Raw genomic sequence first — 8,968 nt, 5'->3', positions numbered from 1 at the left:
AACGGGCTGGACGGATCGGCGAGCATGGAGCGGATCAGCTGCTCGCCGGCGTTGCCCGCGCCGAACACGAGCGTGCGCTGGCCCGCACGGGGTCGGACGGCACCCTCGCGCTGACTGCGGATCGCGAGCCGGAACATCATCATGATGAAGACGGACACGACCGCGGCGATCGGCGGCACGCTCAGCGGCAGGAGGCGCGGATTCCCACCGACGACCACGACCGCGCCGAGGACGACGGCGGCCGTGATGCCGACGGCGACACCCAGGCTGCGCAGTTCCTCGAGGCTGCCCACCGCGTAGCGACCCTGGTGCAGGCGCAGCGAGGTCGACGCGAGCGGGAAGACCAGGACCGACAACGCCAGACCGACGGCCAGACCCCGGCCGTTCAGCTCGTCGAGCGACCCCTCGTACCTGGCCGTCGTCGCGAGCACGATGCCGGCCAGGACCGACAGGACGTCGAAGGCGAGCATCGCGAGGCGGATGAGCCGCCACCGGGTGTTGGGCTCCCGCATGACCGTCCCGGCCACCTCGACGGTCGACGGGTCGCGCCGCCCGAGGACGTCGTCCCCACCGCCGACCGACTCCGACTCGTGCATGTCGCTCACGCTTCCTCCAGCGAACTGGCATCGGCCCCGCCGGGGCCGCGCGTACCTCTGTGGTCTGTCGTCGGTGAGGGGGCGCCGACGGGTGCGCCCGCGCGCGGACGCCGGGAGTCCGGCCCATAGGTTCGCGACCCCGCCGTGGCCTCGACCGAGCGTCGCGGCATCCGGTTGATCGCGACCCCGATCGAGGGCACGCGCACCCGTGCCACCGCGGCGGCGGCCTCGGCCAGGTGCTCGCGGCGGGTGCGGCCGTAGCGGGCGACCAGCAGGCTGGTGTCCGCCATGGCGCTGATCACCGCGCCGTCGACGACCGGGAGCAGCGGAGGGGCGTCCACGACGACGACGTCCTGCTGGTCCCGCAGGGTGTCGAGGAGAGCCCGCATCCGGGGCGAGCCCAGCGCGGCCTCCGGGTCGGCCGGGAGGGCGCCCGCGCCGATCACGCTCAGGCGGCCGTCCTCCCAGGGCTGCACGACCGACCGCAGCTCCGACGTGCCGGCGAGGACCTCGGCCAGGCCGGGGCCGTCGGGGAGGCCGAGGTAGCGCCGGACGCGGGGGCGGCGCAGGTCCGCGTCGATCAGGGTGACCCGGCTGCCCGCCCGTGCCAGGGAGACGGCCAGGTTGACCGCCACGGTCGAGGCACCCTCGCCCCGGACCGGGCCCGCGACGACCACGACGCCGGGTGCGCGGTCCCCGGAGAGATAGCGGAGGTTCACGCGCAGGGCCCGGTACGCCTCGGCCGTGGCGGACTGGTCCCCGAGGCCGCCCGAGACGTGCTTGCGCCGCAGCTCGCGGTTCTCGAAGAGCCGGCCGACCACGGCGGCCCCCGTCGAGCCCTCCGCGTCCTCCACGTCGCGCACGCTCCGGTCCAGCCGGCCGATCAGCAGAGCCGCGACGAGGCCCAGCACGAGGCCGGTGGCCGCGCCGCGCCACAGGTTGCCCACGACGTCGGGGCTGATTGGGTCGGGGTTGAAGTCCGCCGCCTGGATGGTCTCCACCCGGACGGTGGACGTCGTGGAACCGGGCGGCGTCTCCAGCTCGGTGACCCGCGCCGTGAACGCCTGGGCCAGGCCGGTCGCGATGGACTGAGCCCGTTCGGCCGACGTGTCGGTGACCTGTACGTCGAGGACGACCGTCTCGGGCCGCGGGGTCGCCGTGACCTTGGCGGCCACCTCGCGGCTGGTCAGCGGGAGCTGCTGGGCGTCGATGACCTCCTGAGCCAGCTCGCGGGAGGTGAGGATCTGGGCGTAGGACGCCACCCGCTGCTGGGAGAAGAGGTTGCCCTCGTACGCGTCCGAGGTCGCGGTGGTGCCGGCCGTGCCGACGAACAACTGCGTCGAGGAGGTGTAGGTCCGCACCGCGGTGAGGCTCAGCACACCGCCGACCAGGAGCCCGAGCAGCAGCCCGGCCACCAACCAGGCCCGGTGCCGCCGTACCGATGTCAGCAGGTCGATGCGCCTCACTCGATGTCCGTCCGTCCTCGTGTCGTCCTACGGTCCCCCGATGCCGGTCACCGGCCCTGGCAGCTTCTCGCCGGGGCGTGCGGGAGGTCGTCGTCCCCCTGTCCGGGGGTCGCCGGCTCCTGGCAACGACGGCGAACGTAAACGCTGCAGGCCGCAGCAATGGGTGAACAGAGCGTGACGGTCCGGAAGATGCGGCACCCTGCGGCCTGTCGTCACTCAGAGTAATTGGAAGCTCGAAGCATTACGGCTCTAGGCCATCCATCCGAACGGGTGCATGATCGTCCGTTGCGTCTGGTCACCCCCCGAACGGCTCCCCGCCGGGATAGCCTCCCGGACGTGTCCAGCCCCCTGCCTCTCGCGGGCGCCGGCGGTCGTACCGTCGGCACGAAGCGCGCCGTGGCGACGGTCCCTCCCGCGCGGCGCGGGCGGCCTTGGCGTCCGGGGTACCCCGCCGTCAAGCGCGGTGTCGACGTGCTCGTCTCCGCGACGGGCCTGGTGCTGGCATCCCCCGTGATGGCGGCCGTGGCCGCAGCCGTCCGCTGGAAGCTGGGTTCACCGGTGTTCTTCCGCCAACAGCGGCCCGGGCTCGACGGGCGACCGTTCGAGCTCCTCAAGTTCCGCACGATGCGGGTGCTCGGCCCCTCGGACGGCGTCGCCAACGACGCCGACCGGCTGACCCCCTTCGGGCTCTGGCTGCGCAGCACGAGTCTCGACGAGCTCCCGAGCCTCTGGAACGTGGTGCGCGGCGACATGAGCCTGGTCGGACCGCGGCCACTGCTCATGGAGTACCTCGACAGGTACAGCCCCGAGCAGCGGCGCCGTCACGAGGTGCGCCCCGGCATCACGGGCCTCGCCCAGGTCCGTGGACGCAACCTGCTGGGCTGGGAGGAGAAGTTCTCCGCCGACGTCGAGTACGTCGACGGCCTGGGTCCGCGGATGGACCTCCGCATCCTCCTGGCCACCTTGGTGAAGGTGCTCCAGCGTCACGGAGTGTCAGCTCCGGGCGAGGCGAACATGCTGCCCTTCATGGGCTCCGGACACGTGACCGGAGTCACTGACGGTAACGACCTCCGGGAGAGGGCGGTGGAACGCCGGTGAGCTCGGCCACGGCCAAGGGGACGACGTCAGGGCCGGCGGTCCCGGTGCCGCTGCTCCGGCCGGCCCGGGATCTGCGGGTCGTGCCGGAGGAGGACTGGGACGGCGTGCTGGAGCGCCTCGGGGCGCTGGAGCTCTACACCTGCCGGTCGTACCTCGAGGCGTCGACGCAGTTGGAATCGCCCGGGAGCCGGCCGACCGTGCTGCACTACCGGGACGATGCAGGTGAACTGGCGCTCCCGCTGCTCCTCCGGCCGCTGCCGGCCGGGGACGGGTGGGATGCGACCAGCGCCTACGGATACGGGGGGCCGGTCGCACTCGGGCAGCCCGACACGACCGCCTTCGGGACCGCGCTCGACTCCTGGGCACGCGAGAACGGCGTCGTGACGTCGTTCCTCCGCCTGAACCCCCTGCTGGGCAACGGGAACCTGCTGCCTCCCTCTGCGGAGCGGATCCGGCTCGGGAGCACCGTGGCGTGGGAGACCCCTGCCGGGCGCGACCTCATGGCCGGGATGCACGCCAAGCACCGGCACTCGGCGAAGCGGGCCGACCGCGCCGGCATCGAGTTCTCCGTCGTGCCCCAGCCGGACGACCTCGACGAGTTCCGGGCGTTGTACGTCACGACGATGCGGCGCCAGCACGCCGACGACTTCTACTACTTCCCGGATGCGTACTGGAAGGCGCTCCTGGTGGGCGACTCCGTGCTCGCGCCGCTGCTCGTGGAAGCGCGGTCCGACGGCGAGCTCATCGCCGGGGTGCTCCTGCTGGGCTCGACGCGGTGGCTGCACGTCCACCTCGCGGGGAGCGCCGACGTGGCGCGGTCGCTCGGTGCGACGCACCGCTGCTACCTCACGGCGGCGCAGTGGGCCCAGGCACACGGGATGGCCGGGCTCCACCTGGGGGGCGGCATCGGGGGCAGTGAGCAGGACTCCCTCTACGCCTTCAAGCGCAGGTTCGACCCTGCGGGCGAGCCCCGCGCCTTCGAGATCGCCAAGATGGTGCACGACCCCGAGCGGTACCGGCAGCTCGCGGGGAGCGACTCGACCGACGGGTTCTTCCCCCCGTGGCGCGCTCCGGCCTGACAGTCGCTCCGATCGGTGATCAGCCCGCGTCGGGCAGGACCGGGCCGGCCGATGCGGGCGCCGGTCGTCCGAGGACGTCCAGCAGGGCAGCGGCGATGCCGTCGGCCGCCGCGTCCACGCCCAGCCGGTCGCGGACGTCCGGCACCGAACGCACGGTCCCGGCAGCCACGTCGTCCGCGATCCGCCGAGCCAGCGCCGCGGCGTCGCCGTCGGGCGCCAGGCGGACCAGGGGCGCATCCCGCAGGCCCTTGACGTCGAAGCCGTAGGTCCAACGGCCGACCGCGGCAGCCTCCAGAGCGACGCGCGGGAGGCCCTCCCACGTCGCCGTGTGCAGCAGCGCGGACGCCTCCGCCAAGGCGGCGGCGGCGGAGGCCCGGCCGTCCGCCCGTACGACGTCGGCGAGGCCCCGCGCGCGGATCTGCTCCCGGACGGTGTCGATCAGTGGGCCGTCGCCGAGCATGCGCAGGGTGACGGGCACCCCGGCTCCGACCAGGTGCTCCACGACGGCGAGCGCCTGCTCCGGCCGCTTCCGCGGGGTGAAGTCGCCGATCCAGACGAGCCGGAGCTCCGCCGCGTCCGGGACGGCCGAGCGCGGGAAGTCCGCGAGCGGTACCCCGACGCCACCGGGCAGTCGGTGGACGTGTGGCGCGTGGTGCCGCTCGAACCAGGCCTGGTCGTCGGAGTTGATGGTGATGACCCCGGCCGTCCGGCGCAGCAGACCGCGCTCGACGATCCGCCAGGGCAGGGCGCGCGGATCCGACTCCCGCCCCCAGTGGAGGCCGTGGCAGAAGTAGACGACGGGGGCGGACAGGCCGGCCAGTCGCACGATCGCCGAGGCGGTCGCCGTGTTGGTGACGACGACGTCGTGCTGGTGTGTGCGAGACCAGGCGCGGAGGGCGCGGACGGCCGAGACCAGTGCGGGCGAGGGGCGCTGGGTGAAGCCGGCCAGCGGGGTCCAGTCGGGGAGGTCGGAGTGCGACCCGCTGGCCGAGGTCACCACGAACCCCTGGCTGGACAGCCGGCTGACGATCTGCGGGAAGAAGCCGTCGAGCGTGCGGCCCACGCTCGTGACCAGCCCGATCCGGACCGCCTCGCCCATGCCTGTCTCCGTCCTCTCGGTCGCACTCACGTCAGACGGCCACGGGGGAGCCCGCGGGGCGCTTCCCGGATCCCTCGTCGGCCGACTCCGTGGGGACCGTCGTCGCCCCCGGGGCCTCGGCGCCGCGGACCGGCCGGAGGACGAGGCTCAGCACGACGCATCCGACGAGACCGGGCATGAGGATGTCGATGTCCAGCAGGCGCATGTGGATGGGCGTCGCGGTCAGCACCGAGCCCATGAGGCTCATCGCCCAGACCGACACCGGATGACCGCGCGAGGGCCATGTGCCCACGAGGTGGAGGACGAGCCCGAGGAGCAGGAAGACCCCGACGACGCCGGCCAACCCCCAGTCGAAGTAGGCATCGCCGAACGCCGTGTAGGTGTTGAACGGGATCGGCATGTCCACGTAGGTGGCGAAAGGCGCCGGGGTGGGGACGTCGAACCCGAGCCCCTGGACGACCTTCACCAGGCCGTACACCGATCGGCCGGTGTCGCCGTAGGGGCTGGCCGTCCCCTCGGTCTCGTCCAGCGCGGCCGTGAAGGCGCTGACCCCACCCACCTGGTAGAGCAGCGGCTGGATGGACTCCGCAGGCATCCACTCGGCCACCTCGAGCCCTGCCGGCAGCTCGGACTTGTCCAGGTCCTGGGCGGTGGTGCCGAAGTAGACCAGCCCGAGGGCCCCGACCACGGTGAAGACCGCGATGGTGGCCACCCGCGAGGCGGACCCGCCCGACTGCCGCCCGAGCGACGCGTTGCGCGAACGGGACATGAGCAGGAAGAAGAAGACGCACGTGACGGCGACCGTGAGAGTGCCCGTCCGGGACGGCGACTGCATGCTCGCGTACACGGCGACGGGGACCAGCGCATACCACCACCACCGGTGGTAGAGGCCGCCCACGATGCCGAGGACGCCCAGCAGCGGCCCCAGCGACTGGGCCAGACCCCCGGGCGCACTCAGGGAGAGGTCCCCGTAGAGCTCCGCCCAGCGGATGAGCTTGGTGTCGACCTGGTCGAAGGGCATGCCGAGCACCGCGGACACCTCGGCGCGGTACTGCAGCGTCCCCCAGATGACCGCGGCCGCGACGACGACGACGGCGACGGTCAGCGGTACCAGTCGCACCTGCATCTGCACGGGGCGCCGGTCGGCAGCCCCCCGTCCGGTGCGGCTCTCGGCCCGCTTGTCCAGCAGGAGAGCCGGGAGCGAGAGGGCGGCGAGTCCCAGCAGCAGGGCCGAGGTGACCCGCAGACTGGGCTGCTCGAGGTTGAACGGGCGCAGGACGAAGAGGAGTCCGACAACGGTCCACAGCGCGAGCGTGATGGTGAGCGGGTGGATGATCCCGAACCGCTGCCAGCTGGGGATCAGCAGGGCCGTGCAGCCGAGGAGCAGCAGCGCGGCGCTCATGTGCCGGCCACCGGCCCGTCGAGGACCTGGACGCTGCCCGGCCGGAGGGTCTCGCGCGCGGACAGGCCCAGGGCGCGCAGCCGGACCCGCATCCCCTCGGGCTGACGGGTGACGGTGCGCACCACGGCCTCGAGGGCCGCCACGGCCAGGGCGGCCCACGCGCCGGCCGCCCCGAGCCGCTTGGCGAAGTACCGGATCCGGGAGACCCGGAACACGCAGTAGGAGGGGCCGGCGACGGTCCGGGAGCTGGCACCGCCGGGGTGGCTGCCGAACCGGCGGGTGTCGAGCCGGACCCTGCCCGCGGCGCGGGCCCGGTCGCAGAGGTCGACGTCCTCGAAGTAGAGCTCGAAGCGCTCGTCGTATCCGCCGAGGCGGTCGAGGAAGGCGCGCGTCCCCATGATGAACGCGCCGTCGATCTGGTCGACGGGCACCGTCGCGGTCCCGGGCGCGACCGTCTGGAAGGACGAGCGGGCACCCAGCGTCGCGCGGGCCACCTCCCGCCCCAGCGTCACCCGGTGCCTGGCGTTCCCCAGCGGGCCGTCGGTCTCGTCCTGACCCAGGCCGCCGGCCAGCAGCACGTCACCCTGGGCGCAGCAGGCCGCGACGAGATCGGCCAGCGACTGCTCGAGCAGCACGTCGGGGTTCAGGAAGGTCACCACGGGATCCCGCGTGGCGCGGGCGCCGGTGTTGCACCCCCGGGCGAAGCCGAGGTTGGCGCCCGGGTCGATGAGCTGCACGCGACCGCCGCCGATGGCGGCGACCACCGCGGCCGTCGCCTCGTCGCTCGAGTTGTCCACCACCACGACGTCCCCGACGGCCGGGTCCGCGAGCAGCGGGGGGAGACCCCGCTCCAGGTAGGGGGCCGATCGGAACGCCACGATCACCACCGACGTCCTGGTCATGCCGGGACCTCCGCGGTGGCCGCTCGCAGGCTCGTCCACAGGTACGCGCCGGTCACCGCGTAGGCCACGGTCGACATCACCGCGGTGCCGTTGGCCCCCGCCAGGATCGAGGCCGGCACGTAGCCGCACGCCAGGACCAGGGCGAGGACGCCGAAGGTCCACACCCGGGACTGACGGCCCAGTGCCTGCAGGGCGCTGAGGGCGACGCGCGAGTAGCCCGCGCAGACGGCGCCCGGCAGCACGAGGAGCACGATCAGGACCAGGCCGTCGTAGTCGGCCAGCGGCCCCAGGTGCAGGATGATCGCGGCCGCGGCGATGGCGGTCACCGACAGGACCATCACCGCGGAGTTGATCCGCAGGGTGCGCCGCAGGTACCGGTGCCAGCCCGGGCCGTCCAACCGGGCCCGACTGGAGTAGACGGACAGGGCGAACACCTCGGGCACGATGAGCGCGAGCTCCGTGAGCGACAGCGCCAGCCCGTAGACGCCCGCGGCCGCGGGGCCGACGACCACGCCGACGACCAGCACGTCGACCCGGAGCATGACGATCTGCCCGATGCTGCCGACGTTGTTCGCGGTCGCCGAGCGCAGGAACATCTGCCACGTCCACGCACTCTCGGCCCAGGGACCGCGCTCCCGGATGTCGCGGGCGAGCAGTGTGGCGGCGAGGGCCAGGCCGGCGAGCATCGAGAGGGCCCAGGCGCCGAAGACCAGCAACGGCGACCGGGTGGTGGCGAGCACGAGCGTCGCCCCGGCGAGGTAGAGCAGGCTCTGCAGGACGACGACCGCCTGGTAGCCCCGGTTGCGGGACAGACCCTGCAGTACCCGGCCGGCGAACAGCTCCGCGACCAGGATGGCGCCGCCGACCATGCTCAAGCCGACCGTCGTCGCGGTCCCGTACCCGGCTCCGCGGTGCGTGAGCTCGCCGATGACCATCACGACGACGCCGCCGGTCGCGAGGACGGCGGACATCGCCGCGACCAGCCGGATCCCGTGCCGGAGGTTGCTGCGGTCGCGCACCCGCAGTCCCTCCACGACCGGGACGTGCAGGCTGCCGTAGGCCAGGGCCCCGATCAGGAGGGAGCCCGTCAGGAGGACGGTGAGCACGCCGCGCCGCTCGGGCCCCAGCAGGGCCGCCGACACGAGCGTCAGGACGAACGTGACGCCCAGGGGCACGGCCTGGGCGACGAGGAGGTCGATCACGCCGCCGGCCCGCAGTGCGGCCAGCGGACCGCGGAGGCCACGGCTGGACGGGATCCCCTCCGCCGCGATCACGGGCGGCGCGCCTCCGGGAGGTGTCGGGTCCCCCAGGGTCGGGGTCGTCGGC

At 73.4% G+C, this 8,968-nt stretch carries 8 protein-coding genes; 2 read left to right on the top strand and 6 right to left on the bottom strand.

Features of this window, described 5'->3' with window-relative positions; all coding sequences use genetic code 11:
* Window positions 1-596: nucleoside-diphosphate sugar epimerase/dehydratase (locus N555_RS0109635; RefSeq protein WP_369794019.1), on the bottom strand; the 596-nt coding region annotated here is incomplete at its 3' end.
* A 5-nt stretch (window positions 597-601) separates the two neighbouring features.
* Complete coding sequence (locus N555_RS29095) at window positions 602-2,062, bottom strand: tyrosine-protein kinase domain-containing protein (protein ID WP_051683878.1); 1,461 nt, start codon at window positions 2,060-2,062, stop codon at window positions 602-604.
* Window positions 2,063-2,458: 396 nt separating this feature from the next.
* On the opposite strand from N555_RS29095, the gene N555_RS0109625 reads away from it, so the two are divergent.
* Window positions 2,459-3,160 (top strand): sugar transferase, encoded by a 702-nt coding sequence (locus tag N555_RS0109625; protein ID WP_051683877.1) that lies wholly within the window; start codon window positions 2,459-2,461, stop codon window positions 3,158-3,160.
* A complete protein-coding gene (locus N555_RS26755) occupies window positions 3,157-4,239 on the top strand; it encodes a GNAT family N-acetyltransferase (protein ID WP_051683876.1) in 1,083 nt (360 codons plus the stop codon). Before N555_RS0109625 ends, N555_RS26755 begins: the two co-directional genes overlap by 4 nt.
* A 19-nt stretch (window positions 4,240-4,258) precedes the next feature.
* On the opposite strand, the gene N555_RS0109610 is transcribed toward N555_RS26755, so the two are convergent.
* The 4 genes from N555_RS0109610 to N555_RS0109595 are packed head-to-tail and all read right to left on the bottom strand — an operon-like array spanning window position 4,259 to window position 8,916.
* On the bottom strand, window positions 4,259-5,338 hold the full coding sequence (locus tag N555_RS0109610; RefSeq protein WP_029431274.1) for a glycosyltransferase: 1,080 nt from the start codon (window positions 5,336-5,338) through the stop codon (window positions 4,259-4,261).
* Window positions 5,339-5,369: 31 nt separating this feature from the next.
* The gene (locus N555_RS0109605) at window positions 5,370-6,740 is read right to left on the bottom strand and encodes an oligosaccharide repeat unit polymerase (protein ID WP_029431273.1); all 1,371 of its coding nucleotides are present in this window, start codon (window positions 6,738-6,740) and stop codon (window positions 5,370-5,372) included.
* Window positions 6,737-7,642, bottom strand: a complete 906-nt coding sequence (locus N555_RS0109600; protein ID WP_081866096.1) for a glycosyltransferase family 2 protein — start codon at window positions 7,640-7,642, stop codon at window positions 6,737-6,739. The genes N555_RS0109605 and N555_RS0109600 overlap by 4 nt, the downstream gene beginning before the upstream one ends.
* Window positions 7,639-8,916, bottom strand: a complete 1,278-nt coding sequence (locus tag N555_RS0109595) for a hypothetical protein (protein ID WP_156036291.1) — start codon at window positions 8,914-8,916, stop codon at window positions 7,639-7,641. The genes N555_RS0109600 and N555_RS0109595 overlap by 4 nt, the downstream gene beginning before the upstream one ends.
* Window positions 8,917-8,968: the final 52 nt, after the last annotated feature.

The sequence above is a fragment of the Blastococcus sp. URHD0036 genome, from assembly GCF_000701365.1.
Lineage (GTDB): Bacteria > Actinomycetota > Actinomycetes > Mycobacteriales > Geodermatophilaceae > Trujillonella.
The sequence above is the reverse complement of the archived record's forward strand: the minus strand, read 5'-3'. Positions and strand labels throughout refer to the sequence as shown.

Coding starts and splice junctions, on each gene's coding strand:
- N555_RS0109610 (WP_029431274.1), bottom strand. CDS start 5,338: ATGGGCGAGGCGGTCCGGATCGGGCTGGTCACGAGCGTGGGCCGCACG.
- N555_RS0109605 (WP_029431273.1), bottom strand. CDS start 6,740: ATGAGCGCCGCGCTGCTGCTCCTCGGCTGCACGGCCCTGCTGATCCCC.
- N555_RS0109600 (WP_081866096.1), bottom strand. CDS start 7,642: ATGACCAGGACGTCGGTGGTGATCGTGGCGTTCCGATCGGCCCCCTAC.